Annotated in this window: 20 protein-coding genes; 15 read left to right on the forward strand and 5 right to left on the reverse strand. The window is 64.8% G+C overall.

Annotated features, from left to right (window positions below):
• Positions 1–63 precede the first annotated feature (63 nt).
• Positions 64–492: a SufE family protein gene (locus BM222_RS03010; protein ID WP_092226763.1), complete on the forward strand. Its 429-nt coding sequence runs from the start codon at positions 64–66 to the stop codon at positions 490–492.
• Between the two features lie 4 nt (positions 493–496).
• On the opposite strand, the gene BM222_RS03015 is transcribed toward BM222_RS03010, so the two are convergent.
• Both BM222_RS03015 and BM222_RS03020 read right to left on the reverse strand, forming a co-directional pair.
• The gene (locus BM222_RS03015; protein ID WP_092226764.1) at positions 497–913 is read right to left on the reverse strand and encodes a Ros/MucR family transcriptional regulator; all 417 of its coding nucleotides are present in this window, start codon (positions 911–913) and stop codon (positions 497–499) included.
• A gap of 173 nt (positions 914–1,086) precedes the next feature.
• Positions 1,087–1,986: a DUF308 domain-containing protein gene (locus BM222_RS03020; protein ID WP_177242970.1), complete on the reverse strand. Its 900-nt coding sequence runs from the start codon at positions 1,984–1,986 to the stop codon at positions 1,087–1,089.
• 311 nt (positions 1,987–2,297) lie between these two features.
• Between BM222_RS03020 and BM222_RS03025 the strand changes: the two genes are divergently transcribed.
• Positions 2,298–3,947: an ArnT family glycosyltransferase gene (locus tag BM222_RS03025; RefSeq protein ID WP_092226766.1), complete on the forward strand. Its 1,650-nt coding sequence runs from the start codon at positions 2,298–2,300 to the stop codon at positions 3,945–3,947.
• A 179-nt stretch (positions 3,948–4,126) separates the two neighbouring features.
• Positions 4,127–4,906: a class II aldolase/adducin family protein gene (locus tag BM222_RS03030; protein ID WP_092226767.1), complete on the forward strand. Its 780-nt coding sequence runs from the start codon at positions 4,127–4,129 to the stop codon at positions 4,904–4,906.
• 204 nt (positions 4,907–5,110) lie between these two features.
• Here BM222_RS03030 and BM222_RS03035 read toward each other — a convergent pair whose 3' ends face one another.
• The 3 genes from BM222_RS03035 to BM222_RS03045 all read right to left on the reverse strand — a co-directional run bounded on the left by BM222_RS03035 (position 5,111) and on the right by BM222_RS03045 (position 9,630).
• Positions 5,111–6,505 carry a M20/M25/M40 family metallo-hydrolase gene (locus BM222_RS03035; protein ID WP_092226768.1) on the reverse strand — a complete coding sequence of 465 codons (1,395 nt, stop codon included), beginning with the start codon at positions 6,503–6,505 and terminating at the stop codon, positions 5,111–5,113.
• 43 nt (positions 6,506–6,548) lie between these two features.
• Positions 6,549–7,877, reverse strand: coding sequence for a glycosyltransferase family 87 protein (locus tag BM222_RS03040; protein WP_177242971.1), 1,329 nt, complete (start codon positions 7,875–7,877; stop codon positions 6,549–6,551).
• Positions 7,878–8,013: 136 nt separating this feature from the next.
• Positions 8,014–9,630 carry a helicase HerA-like domain-containing protein gene (locus BM222_RS03045; RefSeq protein ID WP_092226770.1) on the reverse strand — a complete coding sequence of 539 codons (1,617 nt, stop codon included), beginning with the start codon at positions 9,628–9,630 and terminating at the stop codon, positions 8,014–8,016.
• Between the two features lie 343 nt (positions 9,631–9,973).
• Here BM222_RS03045 and BM222_RS03050 point away from each other — a divergent pair, with 343 nt between their 5' ends.
• The 12 genes from BM222_RS03050 (at position 9,974) to BM222_RS03105 (ending at position 20,749) form a co-directional block, all read left to right on the forward strand.
• Positions 9,974–10,339: a hypothetical protein gene (locus tag BM222_RS03050; protein ID WP_092226771.1), complete on the forward strand. Its 366-nt coding sequence runs from the start codon at positions 9,974–9,976 to the stop codon at positions 10,337–10,339.
• A gap of 27 nt (positions 10,340–10,366) precedes the next feature.
• A complete protein-coding gene (locus tag BM222_RS03055; protein WP_092226772.1) occupies positions 10,367–10,774 on the forward strand; it encodes a DUF4332 domain-containing protein in 408 nt (135 codons plus the stop codon).
• Between the two features lie 264 nt (positions 10,775–11,038).
• The gene (gene folP / locus BM222_RS03060) at positions 11,039–11,899 is read left to right on the forward strand and encodes a dihydropteroate synthase (protein ID WP_092226773.1); all 861 of its coding nucleotides are present in this window, start codon (positions 11,039–11,041) and stop codon (positions 11,897–11,899) included.
• A complete protein-coding gene (gene folB / locus BM222_RS03065; RefSeq protein WP_092226774.1) occupies positions 11,896–12,264 on the forward strand; it encodes a dihydroneopterin aldolase in 369 nt (122 codons plus the stop codon). Before folP ends, folB begins: the two co-directional genes overlap by 4 nt.
• A gap of 1 nt (position 12,265) precedes the next feature.
• Positions 12,266–12,757 carry a 2-amino-4-hydroxy-6-hydroxymethyldihydropteridine diphosphokinase gene (gene folK / locus BM222_RS03070; RefSeq protein WP_092226775.1) on the forward strand — a complete coding sequence of 164 codons (492 nt, stop codon included), beginning with the start codon at positions 12,266–12,268 and terminating at the stop codon, positions 12,755–12,757.
• A gap of 81 nt (positions 12,758–12,838) precedes the next feature.
• On the forward strand, positions 12,839–14,710 hold the full coding sequence (locus BM222_RS03075) for a methylmalonyl-CoA mutase subunit beta (protein ID WP_092226776.1): 1,872 nt from the start codon (positions 12,839–12,841) through the stop codon (positions 14,708–14,710).
• On the forward strand, positions 14,707–15,171 hold the full coding sequence (locus BM222_RS03080; RefSeq protein WP_092226777.1) for a GFA family protein: 465 nt from the start codon (positions 14,707–14,709) through the stop codon (positions 15,169–15,171). The genes BM222_RS03075 and BM222_RS03080 overlap by 4 nt, the downstream gene beginning before the upstream one ends.
• 16 nt (positions 15,172–15,187) lie before the next feature.
• Positions 15,188–17,344 carry a methylmalonyl-CoA mutase gene (scpA, locus tag BM222_RS03085; protein WP_092226778.1) on the forward strand — a complete coding sequence of 719 codons (2,157 nt, stop codon included), beginning with the start codon at positions 15,188–15,190 and terminating at the stop codon, positions 17,342–17,344.
• A 35-nt stretch (positions 17,345–17,379) separates the two neighbouring features.
• Entirely contained in the window at positions 17,380–17,574 is a 195-nt protein-coding gene (locus BM222_RS03090) for a hypothetical protein (RefSeq protein WP_244546990.1), read from the forward strand.
• A 70-nt stretch (positions 17,575–17,644) separates the two neighbouring features.
• Positions 17,645–18,634, forward strand: coding sequence for a methylmalonyl Co-A mutase-associated GTPase MeaB (meaB, locus tag BM222_RS03095; protein ID WP_092226779.1), 990 nt, complete (start codon positions 17,645–17,647; stop codon positions 18,632–18,634).
• The gene (locus tag BM222_RS03100) at positions 18,631–19,293 is read left to right on the forward strand and encodes a pyroglutamyl-peptidase I (protein ID WP_092226780.1); all 663 of its coding nucleotides are present in this window, start codon (positions 18,631–18,633) and stop codon (positions 19,291–19,293) included. Before meaB ends, BM222_RS03100 begins: the two co-directional genes overlap by 4 nt.
• Positions 19,294–19,378: 85 nt before the next feature.
• Positions 19,379–20,749, forward strand: a complete 1,371-nt coding sequence (locus BM222_RS03105) for a TIGR03808 family TAT-translocated repetitive protein (RefSeq protein ID WP_092226781.1) — start codon at positions 19,379–19,381, stop codon at positions 20,747–20,749.
• Positions 20,750–20,995 lie beyond the last annotated feature (246 nt).

Genomic DNA, 20,995 nt, shown 5'->3' on the forward strand with positions numbered 1-20,995 from the left:
TCCTATCGATTTCGACAGCCCTCACCCCTATATTGGCGGCAGGCGAGAAACGACGGGCCATCAATGACTGCAATCGATGACATCAGGGACAATTTCGAGCTGCTCGAAGATTGGGACGACCGCTACCGGTATGTCATCGAGCTCGGCCGCACCCTGGAACCGATGCCCGAGGCGGAACACTCCGCCGCCAACAAGGTGAATGGCTGCGTCAGCCAGGTCTGGCTCCAGAAGCTGGTCGAGCGCGATGGCGGCACGCCGATCCTGAAATACCGCGGCGACAGCGATGCGCATATCGTGCGCGGCCTGGTCGCGATCGTGCTCGCGCTCTATTCGGGCCGCACGCCGCAGCAGATTCTTGCCACCGATGCGATCTCGGTGTTCGACGAGTTCGGCTTCCGCGACCATCTGACGCCGCAGCGCTCCAACGGTCTGCGCTCGATGGTCGAGCGCATCAAGACCGACGCGAAAGAGGCACTCGCGGAGGCTTCCTAGGAAGCTATTTCCCCTTCTTCCGCTGCTGCTGTCCCAAGCCCATCTTCTTGGCCAGCTGCGAGCGCGCCACCGCGTAGTTCGGCGCGACCATGGGATAGTCCGCGGGCAGGCTCCATTTCTCCCGGTACTGCTCGGGAGTCATGTTGTACTGGGTGCGCAAATGACGCTTCAGCGACTTGAAGCGCTTGCCGTCTTCCAGGCACACCAGATAGTCAGGCGCGATCGACTTCTTCAGCGAGACCGCCGGCTTTGCCGGCTCGAGCGGCGCCTCGACACGCCCCGACGACACCCGCGTCAACGCGCCGTGCACCTGGCTGATCAAATTCGGAATCTCGGCGGCCGGCGTCGGGTTGTTGCTGAGATAGGCCGAGACGATGTTCGCCGTCAGCTCAATGAAATTTTTGCCGGCGGCATCCGACATGGGGGCGACCTCTCTTCAATCCGATTCCGTCGCGTTGCATTGGCGCCACCGAAGTAATCTCTGTCAACAATACGTTTGGCCGAAATACCACGACTGGCGAATGAGACGATCACTGATCCCGCGACAACAAGGGCGCGGTCTCACTTGAACGCCACGGCCTCCAACAAAGGCCTTCAGCCGCGTTGGTCGAGATGGGCACGCAGCTCGTCGATCGAGGCAAAGCGCATCATGCCCTCCGGCATCTGCGCCTCGATCGAGCCGTCGGAATAGAGCGAATAAGCCATGCCGTCGACGATGCCGGATTTGAGCACCGTCACCGGGGGCTGTCCGGGCGGTGGCTCGGGTGCGGGCGCTGCGGCGGCGGGCTGGGGGGTAACCGGCTCGAAGCTCGAGGACGGGCGCAGCGGCGGTGGCGGCGGGCGACGCGCGGCGGGCGGCTCCGGCGGCCGCGCGCGGTCCGGCTTCGGCCAGGCGTCGTCGAAGCTCGCCGGCGGAGCCTCGGGCGCGGCAGCCTCTGCGGGCTCGGCATGGGCTTGCGGCGGCACGCTCTCGGCTGCCTTGGTCTCTTTGGCCCCGGCGCGCTCGCGCTCCTTGCGCGAGCTCGAGGCGAACAACAGGTTGCGCCGGCGCGGTGGTTCCGGGGCCGCGGGCGGCTGCGGCGCTTCCGACTCGGCCGGTACGTCGGCGCGCGGGCGCTCACGCGGAAGCGCCGGTGCGGGCGCATCGTCCTGCCATGGCGGCGCGGCCGGCGATGGCTGCGGCTCAACACGCATTGCTGCAACAGGCACCGGCGCGGCAGCAGGCGCGCTTGGCGAGGCCAGCCCGGGCGGCAACACCGGCCTGACCCGAACCTCCGATGCTGCAGCCGTGCCGGCCAACCGGCGAGCGATGGCTTGCAGCTCCAGCAGCACGACGTAGAGGCCGACCAGTAACATTCCGGAGCAGACGCCAATCGTACCGGAGATTATGACGGTGCTGCCGAGGCTGAAATCCCTGATCGAATAGCCAAAAGCGACCGCAAGGAGGCCCGCCACCACGGCGAAAATCCCTGCAATCAACAAAGCCAAGCTCATCGAACACACCCCCGGCCGCGCATCCATGCGCGACGCCCGTTACGCCACAATACCGTCATACCGCGTTCCTCGCCAATGACCAATTGCCGCCGACGTTCCCAAGGGAAGGATATCAGGGACTTATTCACATTCCCTTCAGCAACGGTCCGCTACCTCTCAGGGGCTCCAGTGGGCCAGAAATTGCTGCGTCGCATCAGGAATTTAGCCATAATGCCCAATTACTTGGTAATGGAACTGCGCTATAGGGATTCCGGGGAGCAGGCCCGCGCGCACCAGCAGGGCCACGAGGGGATTCCGGGTCACCAATAGCCATGACATCTATCACGACTTCGGCGATCGACACGCCTGTTCGGCGCTCGGTCGAACGGACTTGCGACGATCTCGCCATGCTGGTGCTGGCTGCCGTCGCCGTCATCGCAGGCCTGACCTTCCGCGACTACGGTCTCGGCTGGGACGACTACACCCACGCCGAGTATGCCGACCTGCTGCTGCGCATGTACGGCTCCGGTTTCCGCGACACATCGGCCCTCTCCTTCGCTAACCTCTACATGTATGGCGGCGGCTTCGACATGATCGCCGCCCTGCTGCACAAGGTCATTCCGCTCGAGCTGTTCGAGACGCGACGCCTGGTCGGCGCGATCGTCGGCGTGATCGGACTTGCCGTGACGTGGCGGCTCGGCCGCCGCATCGGTGGACCTCTTGCGGGCCTCGCCTCGCTTCTGCTGCTCGCGCTATGCCCGATCTTCTACGGCCACATGTTCATGAACCCGAAGGATGCGCCGTTCGCGGTGGCGATGATCATCCTGATGCTGGGCCTGGTCCGCCTCGCCGAGGAATATCCGCAACCATCGCCGCGCACGATCCTGATCGTCGGCTTGGGTGCCGGCCTCTCGCTCGGCACGCGCGTTCTCGGCGGGCTCGCGCTGGTCTATGCGATGATCGGCTTCGTCCCGCTGTTCCTCGAGGAACTGCGCACCGAAGGCGCGCGCGAGGCCATCAGGCGCTTCGCCCATGTCGTCTATGTGCTGCTGCCCGGCCTCGCGCTCGGCTACCTCGTGATGGGCCTGATCTGGCCGTGGTCGATCATGAAGCCCGGCAATCCATTCGAGGCCCTGACCTATTTCTCGCACTTCTTCGAGAAGCCCTGGAAGGAGATGTTCGACGGCGCGATCGTCTCCGTGCCCGACATGCCCTGGTCGTATCTGCCGACGCTGTTCGCGCTGCAGCTGCCCGAAGTCATGCTGGTGCTGATGGCAGGCTGCGTGGTCGGCACCTTCGCCATGCTGGCGCGCCGCGAGGTTCCGGCACGCCGCAAGACCATTCTGCTGATGGTGATGCTGGCGGCCACCTTGCCACTCGCGATCGCGATGGTGAAGCGTCCGGCGCTCTACAACGGCATCCGCCACTTCGTGTTCGTGATCCCGCCGATGGCGGTGCTCGGCGGCGTCGCTTTCGCCTGGACCATGGAGCGCCTGCGCGCCAAGCATCGCGCCTGGCAGCCGGCCATGCTCGCCCTCTTCTGCTTCGGCCTGGCGCTGCCGCTCGCCGAGATGATCCGCCTGCATCCCTATCAATACACCCACTTCAACCACATCGCCGGCACCGTGCGCGCCGCCGACGACCGCTTCATGCTGGACTATTGGGGCCTGGCGCTGAAGCAGGCCTCCGACGGCCTGCGCGAGCAACTGGTCGAGCGCCAGGAAGTGCCGCCGCGCAATCGCAAGTGGAAGGTCGCGGTGTGCGGTCCGCAGCGCCCGGCCCAGGTCGCTCTCGGCCCCGATTTCACCATCGGCTGGGATTCCCATGCAGCCGATTTCGCCATGACGCTCGGCGAGTTCTACTGCAAGGGCCTCACCGCGCCCGTGATGGTCGAGATCAAGCGCGACGACGTGGTGTTCGCGCGCGTCTACGACATCCGCGGCCGCAGCATTTCCAGCCTGCTGTCCATCCCGGCGCCGTAATAATTTTCTCTCTTGATCGCGATGGAGCGGAGCGAAATCAGGGACCGCTCGTGAGGCACCCGCATTCCGCTTGCGCTCCATGCGGGCTACGCTTGGCTGCTGCGATCTCGTCACCTTGCTGCCAGCCGTTTGCAAGACTAGGCTCCTGTCCGAAACAACCGGGTTCGGAGAGAAATGCCATGTCATCAGCGGAAGCGCGCCTGAAGGAAGTGCCGTCTGACATGACGGAGGCCGAGTGGCAGCAACGGATCAATCTCGCCGCCTGCTATCGTCTCGTCGCGCTGTATGGCTGGGACGATCTGGTCGACACCCACATCTCCGCGCGCGTGCCCGGCCCCGACCACCACTTCCTCATCAACCCCTATGGGCTGATGTTCGACGAGATCACGGCCTCGAGCCTGGTCAAGGTCGATCTGCACGGCAACCAGCTCTCCGAGAGCGAGTACAGCATCAACCCGGCGGGCTTCACCATCCATTCGGCGATCCACGAGGTGCGCGAGGACGCGATCTGCGTGCTGCATCTCCACACGCTGGACGGCACCGCCGTGTCGAGCAGCGCCGAGGGCCTGTTGCCGCTGAACCAGACGGCGCAGCTCGTCACCCACGACCTCGCCTATCACGACTATGAAGGCATCGCGCTCGACCACGACGAGCGGCCGCGGCTGCAGAAGGATCTCGGCGACCACAACCACATGCTGCTGCGCAACCACGGCACGCTGACGGTCGGCCGCTCGGTCGCCTCCGCGTTCGAGCGCATGTATCACCTCGAGCGCGCCTGCTCGATGCAGGTGCGCACGCGCGCGCTGGGCACGCCGGTCTATCCGGTCGAGGAGATCGCGATCGAGAAGAACACCGAGCTGCTCGCCAACCGCGACCGCGCCGAGCTTCGCTCCACGACGCTGGTGTGGCCGCCGCTGCTGCGCAAGCTCGACCGCGAGAGTCCGGGCTACCGCTCTTGAGATTTTGCGGATTTCGTGTAGGGTCGCGTCCAACTACCTCTGCACGTCATGGAATGAAACGCCGCCCAATTCCGGGCGGCGTTTTTATTTTGGGGGTGACTTCGTAGGGTGGGATAGCCGAAGGCGTAACCCACCACGCCTCAGCGATTGCGGAGCGCAGTTGGTGGGTTACGCTTCGCTAACCCACCCTGCGCAGCTCGCCCCTTACTTCACCTCAGCCAGCGCGGCGAGAATCCTTGCCCAAGAGCGAATGCCCTTCTGGAAGCTGCGCAGATCGTACTTCTCGTTCGGCGAATGGATGTTGTCGTCGTCGAGGCCGAAGCCGACAAGCAGCGAGTCCAGCCCAAGCGTGCGCTTGAAATCGGCCACGATCGGAATCGAAGCGCCGGAGCCCATCAGCACGGTCTGCTTGCCCCATTCCTCGGCGAGCGCCTTGCTGGCGGCGGCGAGCGGCTTCATGTTCCAGTCGAGCGCGACCGCCGGCGCGGCGGAATGGTCGCCGAACTCGACCTTGCAATCGCCGGGCAGCCGCGCCGTGACGTAATCGCGGAATGCCTTGCGTATCTTCTGCGGGTCCTGTCCCTCGACCAGGCGGAACGAGACCTTGGCCGACGCATGCGACGGAATCACGGTCTTGGAGCCTTCGCCGATATAACCGCCCCAGATACCGTTGACATCGCAGGTCGGACGCGAAGAGGCCTGCTCGATCAACAGCCGTCCCTTCTCGCCCGCCGGAATCGACAGCCCGATCGGCTTCAGGAACATCTCCGGCGTGAGGTTGAGCTTCTTCCACTGCTCCAGGATATCAGGCGGCAGATCCTTCACGCCGTCGTAGAAGCCGGGGATGGTGATGCGATTGTCGTCGTCGAACAGGCCGCCCAGGATCTTCGTCAACACCCGGATCGGGTTCATCGCGCTGCCGCCGAACACGCCGGAATGCAGATCGCGATTGGCAGCGGTGATCTTCAGCTCTTCATAGAGCAGCCCGCGAAGCGACGTCGTGATCGCCGGCGTGTCGCGGTCCCACATGCCGGTGTCGCAGACCAGCACGTAGTCGGCTTTGAACTCGTCCTTGTTGGCCTCGATGAAGGGCACGAAATTCTTCGAGCCGACCTCCTCCTCCCCTTCGATCAGGAAGGTGACGTCGATCGGCAATGAGCCCGTCACCTTCTTCCAGGCCCGGCAGGCTTCGACGAAGGTCATGACCTGGCCCTTGTCGTCCTCGGCGCCGCGCGCAACGATGATCTTGCGGCCGTCGGCATGATCGGTCACGACAGGCTCGAACGGCGGACGGTGCCAGAGGTCGAGCGGATCGACGGGCTGCACGTCGTAATGGCCGTAGAAGATCACATGCGGCCGTCCACTCGCCGCGGTCTTGCCGACGATGGCGGGATGGCCGGCGGTCGGCCTCACCTCGGTCGCGACGCCGAGGCTTGCGATGTCCTTGGCCAGATGCTCGGCCGCCGCCTTGCAATCGCCGGCGAAGGCCGGATCGGCGGAGATCGACTTGATCCGCAGCAGCGAGAACAGGCGCTCGAGGCTGTTGTCAAAGTCCTCGTCGATGTGGTCGAGCACGGATTGAAGCTGCGCGTTGGCCATGGTCGGATTCCCTGACGTTTGGAGTCTCAAGATGGCTTGAGTTTCAAGCTGCTTTGGATTTTAGCTCTGCCGCGGCGTCGGAGCTAGCCGCATCAGGCGGATGCCTGATGTGCCAGGCAAGGCAAAATGCAAGGATCGCCGTGGCGATCAGATTATTGCCCCAGGCCTGGATGACATTGGGAAACGGCGGCAGCGACAGCAGCATGAGGATGCCGGCTGCGACGAGCGCAAACCAGGTTCCCAGCCGAACCTTCGGCCGTACATCGAAGGCGGCCCGATGCATCAGTACCGTCAACGGCAGGAACAGCCACATGAAGTAATATTGCCGCGCCAGCGGAGAGGCCACCGTCATCAGGCAAAACAGGATGCCGAGCTCCTCGGCGTCCGATCGCGCCGTTCGCTGCGCCTGGCGCGGCATGACGGCGACAAAGCCGAGCCCGAGCAACGCGGACATCGCCAGCACGATCCAGTTCGCCGTCCTGTAGTCGACGTCGATGAGATTCATCGTGCGCACAGGCTTGCTGGGGTTCTCCTGATTGTAGTTGATCGGCCTGACCAGACGGTGCGTCATCGCGATGATGGACTGGTTGACCCATGACCAGTTCTGCTCGTCGCGCTGGCCGAAGCCCTTCTCGGAGCTCGACCCCACCATGCCCTGATACCAGGTGTTGAGCTCGGCGACGTTGCGCTCGAAGCCGCGGATCGGCGCCGGCACCAGATAGAGAAGAATGCCGACAAAGGCGAGCATGCTGACCAGCGCCGCCCACTGCCTCCGCCAGACCAGATAGGGCAGCACCGCGATCGGAAACACCTTGATGGCGGTGGCGAGCGCGAACATGAAGCCCGCAAGCCAGGACCGCTGATGCTGCAGGCACCAGAAGCCATAGAGCGTCATCGCCAGCAGAACGAGATTCGGCTGACCGAGATCGAACATGTCGAACACGAAGGTCACGGTGACGAGCGCAGGCAATGCTTCAAGCCACGGGCCGGGCTTGCGGTCCGATCCGGTGATGGCATTGGAGAGCATCCCGGTGTACCACCACGCCACCGCGTTCAGCACCGACAGCACGAGGTAGAGCGGAATCTTGCCGAACCAGCTCGGGATCGCCAGCAAAATCGCCGACAGCGGTGGATAGATGAACTCGAAATATTCGTGGAGGTCGCTGGGATAGAGCGGGCCGCCATGCAGCACCTGCTGCCCGGCCCAGTACCAGAGCGCATAGTCCTTGGTCTTGCCGTGACCGAATATCTCCGGACCGAGAACATCGGCGGTGAGGAGTACGCAGCAGGCCAGGAAAAGCAGATCGAGCGGCGCGCGGAGCGACGGCGATCTGAGCGCGCCGGGCTTATTGGACGGACGGGTTGCGGTCACAATGCCTTCAATCTGCGGCGGGGGAAACGTCGGTATATGTCCAGACAGACACATGCCGCAAGTGCGTCTCTCCTTCCCATACGCGGAAGAAAGCCGCGACGGCACGAAAAGCGGCTTCAAGGATGTCCTCGGCTGCCTACCTTCGCAGCAGGCCGCCCAGCGCACCGCGCACGAGCGCGCGGCCGACCGAGCCGCCGAGCTGACCACCGACCGACTTGCCGAGATCGGCCACGACGCCGCCGACCACCTTGTCGGTGACCGTACGCGTGACGTCGCGCGCGATGCGTTGTCCCGTCGTCAGCCGGTTGCGCCCGGTATTGGTGCCGAAGATGGTGCCGACGATCGAGCCGATCTGGCCGAGCATGCCGCCGCTTCCTGCCTGAGCGTCGGCCGGCGCCGCCGTGCCCGCGATCCGTTTCTGGATAATCTCATACGCCGACTCGGCATCGACAGCGGTATCGTATTTGCCCTTCACCGGGCTCGCATCCATGATCGCCTTGCGCTCCTCCGCGCTGATCGGCCCGATGCGGGCCGACGGCGGGCGGATCATGACACGCTCGACCATCGCGGGCGTGCCGTTGCCTTCGAGGAACGACACCAGCGCCTCGCCCTTGCCGAGCTCCATGATCACCTTGGCGGTGTCGAGCTTCGGGTTGGGCCGGAAAGTCTGAGCGGCGGCGGCGACCGCCTTCTGGTCGCGCGGGGTAAAGGCGCGCAACGCATGCTGGACCCGGTTACCCATCTGCCCGAGCACGCGATCCGGCACGTCGATCGGGTTTTGCGTGACGAAATAGACGCCGACGCCCTTGGACCGGATCAGGCGAACCACCTGCTCGATCTTGTCCATCAGCGCCTTCGGCGCGTCGTTGAACAACAGATGCGCCTCGTCGAAGAAGAACACCAGCTTGGGCTTGGGCAGGTCGCCGGCCTCGGGCAATACCTCGAACAGCTCTGACAGCATCCACAGCAGGAACGTCGCGTAAAGCCGCGGGCTCTGCATCAGCTTGTCGGCAACGAGGATGTTGACCATACCGCGGCCGTCGCGGTCGGTCTTCATGAAGTCCTTCAGGGTCAGCGCCGGCTCGCCAAAAAATTTGGTGCCGCCCTGGTTCTCCAGCACGAGCAACTGGCGCTGGATGGTGCCGACGGTCGCCTTGGTGACGTTGCCGAAGCCCTGGGCTGCCTTGCGGATCGGCGCGAGCGGATCCTCCTCCGCGTCCGGCCCCTTCTTGCCGCTGTCAGGCACGATGGCATCGAGCAACGCCCGCAGATCCTTCATGTCGATCAGGGCGAGGCCATTGTCGTCGGCGACGCGGAAGGCGACGTTGAGCACGCCTTCCTGCACGTCGTTGAGATCGAGCATGCGGGCGAGCAACAGCGGCCCCATCTCGGTGATGGTGGCCCGCACCGGATGGCCCTGCTCGCCAAACACGTCCCAGAACACGGTCGAGAACTGGTCGGGCTGAAATTCCAGGCCCATCTCGGTGGCGCGCTTGACGATATAATCCTTTGCCTCCCCGACCTCGGAGATGCCGGAGAGGTCGCCCTTGATGTCGGCGGCGAACACCGGAACACCGGCCCGCGCAAATCCTTCCGCCATCACCTGCAGCGTGACCGTCTTGCCCGTTCCAGTCGCGCCGGTGACGAGGCCATGGCGATTGGCGAGTGCCAGCGTCAGCCAGGCCTGCTCGTCTCCCTTGCCGACGAAGATCTTGTCGTCGGTGTCGCCGAGCTCATTGTCCTGCGCCGTCATCAGTTTCTCTATTGTTGTTTCGCGGATCGAAACTCGCGCCCGCCAGTTCCGTAGTCTACCGCATGTCGCAGGTCGATTGAAACCGCTCAAAAACGGCGTTGACATCAAGACTTTGTCGGAGACAACGCGCGCGGTATGCGTCGAAAGTCGGAGCGACACATTCGCCTCGCGGCAACTTTGCAACCATTTCTTCTTCGATCTTGCATTGCTGCAACACCTTTCGGGTATTCGAGAACGAATCGGAACGTAGCGCGCGTTCATCGCTTGTATTTCACATCGCGCCGGCTCAAGATCATTTTTGAAGATAATCTCCGGCATGTGAACCGGCTGAGGGGCAGGCCATATGGACGAGCTGATCGGACGGCTGGCGACAAGCGCCAGTATAGATAATGCTGTCGCTGAAAAGACCGTCGGCATTATCCTGGGATTCCTCCGCAGCGAAGGTCCCTCCGACAGCGTGCAGGCCTTGATCGACCGGATCCCCGGTGCAGAAGGCGCGATCGAAGCGTCCACGAGCGGCGGCGGACTGTCGCGGCTGATGGGCGGCGGTCTGATGGCCATCGGCACGCGCCTGATGGGACTTGGTCTCGGCATGTCCGACATTCAGAACGTGGCCCGTGAGCTTTTCCGCTACGGCCGAGACAAAATCGGAGCGGATCACATGGGCAAGATCATTGCAGGGACGCCAGGCCTTAGCCAGTTCGCCTGAAGCTGTCGTCATTTCACGCCGAGTACCATGACATATCCGATCTCCGAGATTCAGGGCCTGCCGGCCTTTGCTGCCAATAAGTTGAAGGCGCAGGGAATCCGCACCACCGACGCACTGCTGGAAGCCGCAAGCACCGCCAAGGGCCGCAAGGCGCTCGCGGCCTGCACCGGCATCAGCGAGCAGCAGCTTCTGGAGTGGGCGAACGTCTCCGATTACATGCGGATTCCCGGCATGGGGCGGGCCAAGATCGGCCTGGTCCGCGCCGCCGGCGTGACCACCGTGCGCGAGCTCGCCTATCGGAATCCGGCAAGGTTGGCTCAGAGCATGCGCGAGGCCAACGACCGGAAGAAGCTCGTCCGCATTCTTCCTTCCGAGAAGTCGGTCGGCGACATCATCGCCAAGGCCAAGAAGCTGCCGCCGAAGATTACGTATTAGCTTTGGCTCTATCCCCGTCATCCCCGCGCAATGGCGACGCCATTGTCGCTGGAGGTGCGACTGGCGTGCGAAGCATCGTGCCCGGAGCCTCGAAGAATGCACGGCCAAGCTGCCGCTACGCGGCGACAGCGGGCTGTCGCCCTTCGAGGCTCGCCAAAGAGGCGAGCGCCTCAGGGTGACGGTCAAAGAGCAGCGCGCTCGTCGCCCCACGCGGCCGCCAATCCCGTCTTGACTCCCCCTCTCCGACCGCGCAAAGCGACCCACATGAACGCCTCGCCCTCCCCATCCGTCCCGCAGGCCGGCTCGGCCGGGCCAGATGTGCTGCGGAGGCTCGTGGGCCGGCCTCTGCCGGCGGTGATGGGCGTGCTCAACGTGACGCCGGACTCGTTTTCCGATGGCGGCGATTTCGTCGCGCCGGATCAGGCGCTGGCGCGGGCGCGGGCAATGATCGAGGCCGGGGTCGACATCATCGATATCGGCGCTGAGTCCACCCGCCCTTACACAGGCGCCAAGCCGGTGACCGTAGCGGACGAGCTGGCCCGGCTGAAGCCGGTGCTGGCTGACGTCGTGGCGCTCGGTGTGCCGGTTTCGATCGACAGCATGAAGGCGGAGGTTACAGCCTTCGCGCTCGACCAGGGTGTGGCGATCGCCAACGACGTCTGGGGATTGCAGCGCGACACCGACATGGCGCCGCTGGTCGCAGCGCGAGGTGTCCCCGTCATCGTCATGCACAACCGCGACAGTGCGGACCCTGCCATCGATATCGTCGCCGACATGAAGGCGTTCTTCCTGCGCTCGCTCGATATCGCCGCCAAGGCCGGCATCGCGCGCGACAAGATCGTGCTGGACCCCGGCATCGGCTTCGGCAAGACCGCCGAGCAGAGCATGATCGCACTTGCACGGCTCCAGGAGCTGGACATGTTCGGCCTGCCGGTCCTGGTCGGCGCCTCGCGCAAGCGTTTCATCGCTTCGGTGTCGCCCTCGGAACCGAAGGAACGGCTCGCCGGCTCGATCGCCGCGCATCTGATCGCCGCGCAGAAGGGTGCTAGGATCATCCGGACCCATGACGTCGCCGAGACCTTGCAGGCCCTGCGGGTGGCGCGCGCAATCGAGAGCAAGCAATGACCGATACGATCTTCGTCAGCGGCCTGTCGATCCATGCGCGCCATGGCGTGCTGGATCACGAAACCGAAGTCGGCCAGCGGTTTGTCATCGACCTCGAACTCTACACCGACCTGTCGGAGTCCTCGCGCAGCGACCGCCTCGCGGACACCGTTTCCTATGCCGATGTGGTGGCGACCACGACGGCGGCCTTCAAGAACACCAATTACAAGCTTCTCGAACGCGCGGCCGGCGCCGTCGCCGATGCGATCCTGTCGCACTTCCCGCGCATCCGCGCCGTGAAGATCACCGTGCACAAGCCGCATGCGCCGATCGCCGCGATATTCGACGACGTCGGCGTCGTGCTGACGCGCTCGCGGCATCCCTGATATGGCAAGCGTGCTGATCGCACTGGGCGGCAATGTCGGCGATGTCCGCACGACCTTCGCCAAGGCGATCGCCCATATCTGCGGCATGGCGCAGGCAGCCGTGATCGCGCGCTCGTCGGACTACACGACGCCGCCCTGGGGCGATGAGGACCAGGATCCCTTCGTCAATGCCTGCGTCGAGATCGAGACTGATCTCGATCCGCACGCGCTGTTGTTCGTGATGCAGAAGGTCGAGCAGAAATTCGGACGCACGCGGACCAAGGATCGGCGCTGGGGCCCGCGCACGCTCGATCTCGACATGATCGCCTATGACGATGTGTCGATGGCGAAGCCCGATCTCACCTTGCCGCATCCGCGGCTGTTCGAGCGTGCCTTCGTGCTGGTGCCGCTGGCCGAAATCGCGCCGGACCGCGTGATCTCAGGCATTCGTGTGCGTGACGGGCTCGCCAGCGTCTCGACGCAAGGCATTGAGCGGCTTTCGGATACCGGTTAACCAAAAACAACCGTTTGCAGGGGCGCTCCGCCGTGGCAATTTCGCCTGCGAATGTCGATACGTTTGGGAGCCCTTGGCCGTATGACCTCCGTGACCGACGATCTGCCGCTGGCGGCTGATTTTCCCCAGGCGACGGCTGACGACTGGCGCAAGCTGGTCGACGGCGTGTTGAAGGGCGGGCCTTTCGAGAAGCTGGTCGGCAAGACCTATGACGGATTGAAGATCGATCCACTTTATCCCCGCGCCAAGGGGGTTGCGCCGGTCGTGGGACGGCCTGCAGCGGCGCCGTGGCAGATCATGCAGCGGATCGATCATCCCGATGCAGGCATGGCGAATGCGCAAGCGCTCACCGATCTCGAGAACGGTGCGACCGGGCTCGCGCTGGTGTTCGCCGGCGGCAGTGGCAGCCACGGTTTCGGCCTGGAACCGACGGCCGAGGCGGTCGCGAAAGTCTTGAAGGACATTCACCTCGACGCCGGCATCGGCATCGAGCTCCAGGTCGGACCGCAATCGCGGATGGCCGCGATCCATGTTGCGGAATATGTCAAAAGCAACGGCCTCGATCCCGCCGCCTGCAACATCCGCTTCGGACTCGATCCGCTCGCGGGTTGCGCGGTGTGGGGTCATAGCCCCTTCAGCTGGGAGGAGATCACGCCCGCCGTCGCCGGGGCCATCAAGGGCCTTGCCGCGCTCGGCTTCAAAGGGCCGTTTGCCTCAGCCGACGGACGCGTGATCCACGACGCCGGCGGCTCCGAGGTTCAGGAGCTCGCCTTCGTGCTCGCCTGTGGCGTCGCTTATCTGCGTGTCATCGAAAGCGCGGGCATTCCGCTGGAGCAGGCGCAAGGCATGGTCTACGCGCGGCTGGCCGCCGACGCCGACCAGTTCCTGACCATGGCGAAGTTCCGTGCGCTGCGACTGCTCTGGGCGCGCATCGAGGCCGCGTGTGGGCTCACGCCAAAACCGTTGTTCGTCGCGGCCGATACCGCCTGGCGCATGCTGACGCAGCGCGATCCCTATGTGAACATGCTGCGTGCAACGATCGCGACGTTTGCCGCAGGACTTGCCGGCGCCAATGCGATCACCGTGCTGCCGCATACGCTGGCGCTTGGTCTGCCAGATTCGTTCGCGCGGCGCGTCGCGCGCAACACCCAGCTTCTGCTGATCGAGGAAAGCAACCTCGCCAAGGTCAGTGATCCCGCTGCCGGCGCGGGCGGCATCGAGACACTGACGGCGCAGCTCTGCGACACCGCCTGGACGCTGTTCCAGGAGACCGAGAAAGCCGGCGGCGCCTTCGCCGCACTTCGGCAAGGCCTGTTCCAGGGCAAGGTCGCAGCCGCGCGAAAAGCGCGCGACGCCAACATCGCCAAGCGCCGCGACGTGCTGACCGGCGCGAGCGAGTTTCCGAACCTGCATGAGAACGAGACGGCGGTGCTGAAGGCGACGCCGATCGCGCTCGCGCCTTACGGCGAGCCAAAATACAAGTTCGACGCACTTGCCCCGATCCGGCTGGCACAGCCGTTCGAGGCGTTGCGCGATAAATCCGACGCGGTCCTGAAGGCGCACGGCGCACGGCCGAGCGTGTTCCTGGCCACTCTCGGGACGCCTGCGGATTTCACCGCGCGCGCGACCTTTGCAAAAAGCTTCTTCGAGGCCGGCGGTATCCAGGCGATCGACAGCGAGGGTTCTGCCGATCCCGCCACGCTGGCTGCCGCCTTCAAGGCCTCCGGCGCCCCACTCGCCTGCCTTTGTTCCAGCGACAGGGTCTATGCGGAACACGCCGAGGCCGCCGCCAGGGCCCTGCAAACCGCGGGGGCGCGACATATCTATCTGGCAGGCCGCCCCGCGGAAGCGGAGGCGGCCTTGCGTGCCGCCGGTGTCACCGGCTTCGTGTTTGCCGGCGGCGATGCGCTTGCCACGTTGCAGGACGCTTATTTGCGGATGGAGCAGGTATGACCGACGCCAGCAAACCCGTTCTCACCGGCGGCTGCCAATGCGGCGCAGTGCGCTTTGCGATCTCGGCCACGCCCAACCGTGTCTCGATCTGCCACTGTCGGATGTGCCAGAAAGCGAGCGGCGCGCCGTTCGCTTCTTTCGCCGACATCAACCGCGCGGACTTCGTCTGGACAAAGGGAGAGCCGTCGTTCTTCCGCTCCTCCACGATCGCCGTTCGCGGCTATTGCGCGGCTTGCGGCACGCCGCTGAGTTTTGGCCGCATCGACGGCGAGCGGATCGAGATCATGACCGGCGCTTTCGACCGGCCGGATCGCCTGGTGCCGACGCGGCAGTTCGGCACCGAGTCCCGCCTCGGCTGGGTGGTCGGCATCTCCAACCTGCCGAGCCAGACCACGCAGCAGAATTACGGGCCGGAGAAGATGGCGACCATCGTCAGCCATCAGCATCCGGACCATGATTGAGGATAGGGTTGAAGCGATGAGCCGCATTCCTGATTTCGCTGATGTCGCGTTCGAGCGGACCGCAACCGTTGCGCCGTCAGGCAGCGCCGAGCCATGGCTGACGCCCGAGGGCATTCTGGTAAAGCCTGCCTATGGCGAGGCTGATCTCGCCGGACTCGATTTCCTCGAGACCTATCCGGGCATCGCGCCGTTCCTGCGCGGCCCCTACCCGACGATGTATGTCAACCAGCCCTGGACGGTCAGGCAATATGCCGGCTTCTCCACGGCGGAGGACTCCAACGCGTTTTATCGCCGCAACCTGGCTGCCGGACAGAAGGGCCTCTCGGTCGCCTTCGATCTCGCCACGCATCGGGGCTATGACTCAGATCATCCGCGCGTCGGCGGCGACGTCGGCATGGCCGGCGTGGCCATCGATTCCATCTACGACATGCGCACGCTGTTTGCGGGCATTCCGCTCGACCAGATGAGCGTGTCCATGACCATGAACGGCGCGGTGCTGCCGATCCTCGCACTGTACGTCGCCGCCGCCGAGGAACAGGGCGTGCCGCCGGAGAAGCTGTCGGGCACCATTCAGAACGACATTCTGAAAGAGTTCATGGTGCGCAACACGTACATTTATCCGCCCGCGCCCTCGATGCGGATCATCTCGGACATTTTTGCGTACACCTCGCAAAAGATGCCGAAGTACAATTCGATCTCGATCTCCGGCTATCACATGCAGGAGGCCGGCGCGACGCAGGACCTCGAGCTCGCCTATACGCTTGCCGACGGCGTCGAATATTTGCGCGCCGGGCTTGCCGCCGGCCTCGATGTCGACCGCTTCGCGCCGCGGCTGTCGTTCTTCTGGGCGATCGGCATGAACTTCTTCATGGAGGTTGCCAAGCTGCGCGCCGCACGGCTGCTCTGGGCGAAGCTCTTGAAGCCGTTCAACCCGAAAGACCCGCGCTCACTGTCGCTGCGCACGCATTCCCAGACCTCGGGCTGGTCGCTGACCGCCCAGGACGTGTTCAACAACGTGATGCGCACGACCGTCGAGGCGATGGCGGCCACGCAAGGCCACACCCAGTCGCTGCACACCAACGCGCTCGACGAGGCGCTGGCGCTGCCGACCGACTTCTCCGCGCGCATCGCCCGCAACACCCAGCTGTTCCTGCAGCAGGAGAGCGGCACCACCCGCATCATCGATCCCTGGGGCGGCTCGTATTACGTCGAGCGGCTGACGCGCGATCTTGCGGCCAAGGCCTGGAGCCACATCCAGGAGGTCGAGGAGCTCGGCGGCATGGCAAAGGCCATTGAGGCCGGCGTGCCGAAGCTCCGCATCGAGGAGGCCTCGGCGAAGACCCAGGCGCGCATCGATGCCGGCAAGCAGGCGGTGATCGGCGTCAACAAGTACAAGCCTACGGATGAGGCGCCGATCGAGATCCTCAAGGTCGACAACACCAATGTGCGGCGCTTGCAGATCGACAAGCTGACGCGGCTCAAATCCGAGCGCAACCAGAAGGAGGTCGATGCCGCGCTCGCTGCGCTGACGCGCTCGGCCGGCGAAGGCAAGGGCAATCTGCTCGCGCTCGCGATCGACGCGGCGCGCGCCAAGGCAACCGTCGGCGAGATTTCGGACGCGATGGAGAAGGTGTTCGGCCGCCACCGCGCCGAGATCAAATCCATCACCGGCGTCTACAAGCGGGAGGCGTCCAGCATGGGCAACCAGGTCGAGAAGGTTCAGGCGCTGATCGATGCGTTCGAGGAAGCCGAGGGCCGCCGTCCGCGCATCCTCGTCGCCAAGATCGGCCAGGACGGCCACGACCGCGGCCAGAAGGTGATCGCGTCCGCGTTTGCCGATATCGGCTTCGACGTCGACATCGGGCCGCTGTTCGCCACCGCAGATGAGGCGGCGCGGCAAGCGGTCGAGAACGACGTCCACATCCTCGGCGTCTCCTCGCTCGCGGCTGCGCACCTCACGGCCGTGCCGGAATTGAAAGCCGCGCTGAAGAAGCAGGGCCGCGAGGACATCATGATCATCGTCGGCGGCGTGGTCCCGCCGCAGGATTACGACGCGCTCTACGCGGCCGGCGCCGAAGCGATCTTCCCGCCCGGCACCGTGATCGCTGATGCCGCCGAGGAGCTGATCCGCAAGCTGAATGCCCGGCTCGGGCACAGCGAGGCGGCCGCGTAATTCCACCCGCCTTCGGCCTCCAGCATCAAACCAGCTTGCCTCCCGACATCGCCACCAGCCTGACCGCGGCCCTGAAGAAGGTATACGACTCCTCCGCATTCAAGGATTTCATGACCGGACGCGGTTTTGGCACCGTCTGGCGCGATGCGGGACAGTTCGCGACCTTCATGGACCAGGCGGATCGCCGGATGGGTCGGGCCATGAAGGCGGCCGGCTTTGCCAAAGCCTGATTTACCAGGGTCTGATTTGCCAAGGCCTGGGGGCCCTCGCCCGCGCGCTTCCGCCGTTGTAAAGCAGGGCATGGTTGAGAAGAAGACGTCGCTTGATATCACCGCCCTCGCCCGCGACTTGCGCGCCGGCCATCGTGCGGCGCTGGCGCGCGCCATCACGCTGGTGGAGAGCCGGCGCGGTGATCACCAGGCGCAGGCGCGCGAGCTGGTGCAGATGCTGCTGCCCGATACCGGCAAGGCATTTCGCGTCGGCATCACGGGGTCGCCCGGTGTCGGCAAATCCACCACCATCGATGTGCTCGGCACCTACCTGATCGAACGGGGCAACAAGGTTGCGGTGCTTGCGGTCGATCCGTCCTCGGCGCGCAGCGGCGGCTCGATTCTCGGCGACAAGACCCGGATGGCGCGGCTCGCGGCGTCCAGCGATGCCTTCATCCGCCCCTCGCCGTCGTCAGGCACCCTCGGCGGTGTCGCGGCCAAGACGCGCGAGGCGATGCTTCTGTGCGAAGCGGCCGGCTTCGACGTCGTGCTGGTGGAAACCGTCGGCATCGGCCAGTCCGAGACCGCGGTCTGCGACATGACTGATTTCTTCCTGGCCCTGATGCTGCCGGGGGGCGGCGACGAGTTGCAAGGCATCAAGAAGGGCCTGGTCGAGCTCGCCGACATGATCGCGATCAACAAGGCCGACGGCGACAACCTCAAGCGCGCCAACATCACGGCCGCGGATTACCGCAGCGCGCTGCATATTCTCAGCCCCCGATCCGAGCATTGGCATCCCCCTGTCGAGACGTATTCGGCGCTGACCGGCGACGGCATCGCAAAGCTCTGGCAGAAGGTTCTGGATCACCGCACGGCGATGAATGCCTCCGGCGAGTTCGCCGCTCGCCGGCGCGAACAGCAGGTGAAATGGATGTGGTCGATGCTGGAAAGCCGCATGCTGTCGCGGTTGCGGAGCGAGGCGTCGGTACGCACCAGGGTCAGAAAGATCGAAGCGGAGGTCGCCGACGGCCATCTCACCCCGGCGCTCGCCGCCGAGCGGATTCTGGAGTTGCTGCAATGAGCGAAAAACTCCGCCTTCTCCTCACCGGCTTCGGGCCGTTTCCGGGCGCGCCGCACAATCCGACGCAGCCCCTGGTGAGGCGGCTGGCGCAACTGCGCCGTCCCGCGCTCGATGATGTCGGGATTTTCAGCCATATCTTTCCGGTGACCTATGCCGCAGTCGACCGGCAATTGCCTGATGTGCTGGCGCAGGTGAAGCCGGATGCGCTGTTGATGTTCGGCCTCGCCGCACGCACGCCTTATCTGCGGATCGAGAGCCGCGCGCGTAACGCCGTCACCATGCTGTGGCCCGATGCCGCCAACACGCGGTCGAGCAAGCGCGGCATCGCCGGTCAGGCCGACGCCATGACGTTCGGTCCCCACACGGCAAGGCTGCTGCGCGCCGCGCGCCTCACCGGCATCGATGCGCGGCCCTCGCGCGATGCCGGCGCCTATCTTTGCAACTACCTGAGCTGGCGCGCGATCGAGAATGTGAAGGCAGGCGGCCCGAAGCTGGCGGCATTCATCCACGTTCCGCTGCTTGCCCGCAGCGGCGCTGTCAGGCGCAAGGGCGCGCCCCGGATCACGCTGGAAGAACTGGTGGATGCCGGCGAAGCGATGTTGATCGAGATGGTGCACTTGGCCCGCAAGGAACGCACATTCGGTTGCGTAAACATTTAACCCTACCACGAACAATCCTCACGGCCTTCTCCGCCCTGCGCTACCTAACTCTCGCGGACATCCCGCGTCCGCCGAAGGACGCACCATGGAACTCAGCCGCCGTCATCTCATTGGAGCTTCGACCGCCGGCGTGGCCGGCGCGCTCGCGATGCCGCTCGACGCCGCGCGCGCGGCGCCGCTGACGGCGTTGCTCGGCCGCGATGCGACCCAATATGGCGTGCGGCCCGGCAGCAGCGAGGACCAGACCCGCGCGCTCCAGCGGGCCATCGACGAAGCCTCGCGCGGACGGATGCCTCTTGCTCTGCCTCCCGGTGTCTATCGCACCGGCCTGTTGCGGCTGCCTGACGGCGCGCAACTGATCGGCGTGCGCGGCGCGACGAAACTCGTCTTCACGGGGGGAGCATCTGCGATCCAGAGCGACGGCGCCGACGCGATCGGCCTCACTGGCATCACCTTCGAAGGGGCCGGCATTCCACTGCCGACGCGGCGCGGGCTGATCCATCTCCTGGGCGGCCGCGATGTCCGTATCACCGATTGCGAGATCACCGGCTCCGGCGGCAGCGGAATCTGGCTCGAGCAGGTGTCAGGCGAAATCGCCGGCAACATCTTCACCAACATCGCGGTGACTGCAGTGGTCTCGTTAGACGCCAAAGGTCTCAGCGTCTCCCGCAACACCATCGCCGGCACCAACGACAACGGCATCGAAATCCTGCGCACCGCAATCGGCGACGACGGCACCATCGTCGCCGACAATCGCATCGAGGACATCAAGGCAGGCCCAGGCGGCTCCGGCCAGTATGGCAACGCCATCAACGCCTTCCGCGCCGCCAACGTCATCGTGCGCGGCAACCGCATCAGGAACTGCGACTACTCCGCGGTGCGCGGCAACTCGGCTTCGAACATTCACATATCAGGCAACAGCGTCAGCGACGTGCGCGAGGTCGCGCTCTATTCCGAGTTTTCGTTCGAGGCAGCAGTGATCGCCAACAACACGGTCGATGGGGCGGCCGTCGGCGTCTCCGTCTGCAATTTCAACGAAGGCGGCCGCCTCGCGGTGGTCCAGGGCAACATCATCCGCAATTTGATTCCGAAGCGGCCGATCGGCACCGCGCCGGATGACGATGCCGGCATCGGCATTTACGTCGAGGCAGACACGTCGGTCACAGGGAATGTGATCGAGAATGCGCCATCCTACGGCATCGTCGCCGGCTGGGGCAAATATCTGCGCGACGTCGCGATCACAGGCAATGTGATCCGCAAGGCGCTCGCCGGCATCGGCGTCTCCGTCGTACCGGGCGCCGGCGCCGCGCTCGTCAACAACAACATGATCTCGGAAACGCCACGCGGCGCCGTGGTCGGCCTGGACCACGCGCGTGCCGTGACGTCGGACCTGTCGGCGGACGGCGCGCAGCGTTTTACGCAGGTGATGATCGGCGGCAATGCGGTGCGGCAGTAGAGCCGGTTGGCAGTCGGGCCGTGCATCCTTCGAGGCTCTCCATGGGACGCGTTGCGTCCCATGCTTCGCACCTCAGGATGACGGGTATACGTTGAGGTTGTTGCATCAAAATTTGACAACCGGGACACCGCCGTCATCCTGAGCTGCGAGCGGCGCGATGCAACGCATCGCGCCGGGAGCCTCGAAGGATGGTGTTGTGGGCATCTATGTCTACATGCTGCGATGTGCGGACGGCTCCTTCTACAT

This window comes from Bradyrhizobium sp. Gha (genome assembly GCF_900113735.1).
In the GTDB taxonomy this organism is placed as follows: Bacteria; Pseudomonadota; Alphaproteobacteria; order Rhizobiales; family Xanthobacteraceae; genus Bradyrhizobium.

Excerpts from the sequence above, each read along its gene's own strand:
- BM222_RS03010 (WP_092226763.1), top strand. The coding sequence starts at position 64 with ATGACTGCAATCGATGACATCAGGGACAATTTCGAGCTGCTCGAAGAT.
- BM222_RS03015 (WP_092226764.1), bottom strand. The coding sequence starts at position 913 with ATGTCGGATGCCGCCGGCAAAAATTTCATTGAGCTGACGGCGAACATC.
- BM222_RS03020 (WP_177242970.1), bottom strand. The coding sequence starts at position 1,986 with ATGAGCTTGGCTTTGTTGATTGCAGGGATTTTCGCCGTGGTGGCGGGC.
- BM222_RS03025 (WP_092226766.1), top strand. The coding sequence starts at position 2,298 with ATGACATCTATCACGACTTCGGCGATCGACACGCCTGTTCGGCGCTCG.
- BM222_RS03030 (WP_092226767.1), top strand. The coding sequence starts at position 4,127 with ATGTCATCAGCGGAAGCGCGCCTGAAGGAAGTGCCGTCTGACATGACG.
- BM222_RS03035 (WP_092226768.1), bottom strand. The coding sequence starts at position 6,505 with ATGGCCAACGCGCAGCTTCAATCCGTGCTCGACCACATCGACGAGGAC.
- BM222_RS03045 (WP_092226770.1), bottom strand. The coding sequence starts at position 9,630 with ATGACGGCGCAGGACAATGAGCTCGGCGACACCGACGACAAGATCTTC.
- BM222_RS03050 (WP_092226771.1), top strand. The coding sequence starts at position 9,974 with ATGGACGAGCTGATCGGACGGCTGGCGACAAGCGCCAGTATAGATAAT.
- BM222_RS03055 (WP_092226772.1), top strand. The coding sequence starts at position 10,367 with ATGACATATCCGATCTCCGAGATTCAGGGCCTGCCGGCCTTTGCTGCC.
- folP (WP_092226773.1), top strand. The coding sequence starts at position 11,039 with ATGAACGCCTCGCCCTCCCCATCCGTCCCGCAGGCCGGCTCGGCCGGG.
- folB (WP_092226774.1), top strand. The coding sequence starts at position 11,896 with ATGACCGATACGATCTTCGTCAGCGGCCTGTCGATCCATGCGCGCCAT.
- folK (WP_092226775.1), top strand. The coding sequence starts at position 12,266 with ATGGCAAGCGTGCTGATCGCACTGGGCGGCAATGTCGGCGATGTCCGC.
- BM222_RS03075 (WP_092226776.1), top strand. The coding sequence starts at position 12,839 with ATGACCTCCGTGACCGACGATCTGCCGCTGGCGGCTGATTTTCCCCAG.
- BM222_RS03080 (WP_092226777.1), top strand. The coding sequence starts at position 14,707 with ATGACCGACGCCAGCAAACCCGTTCTCACCGGCGGCTGCCAATGCGGC.
- scpA (WP_092226778.1), top strand. The coding sequence starts at position 15,188 with ATGAGCCGCATTCCTGATTTCGCTGATGTCGCGTTCGAGCGGACCGCA.
- meaB (WP_092226779.1), top strand. The coding sequence starts at position 17,645 with ATGGTTGAGAAGAAGACGTCGCTTGATATCACCGCCCTCGCCCGCGAC.
- BM222_RS03100 (WP_092226780.1), top strand. The coding sequence starts at position 18,631 with ATGAGCGAAAAACTCCGCCTTCTCCTCACCGGCTTCGGGCCGTTTCCG.
- BM222_RS03105 (WP_092226781.1), top strand. The coding sequence starts at position 19,379 with ATGGAACTCAGCCGCCGTCATCTCATTGGAGCTTCGACCGCCGGCGTG.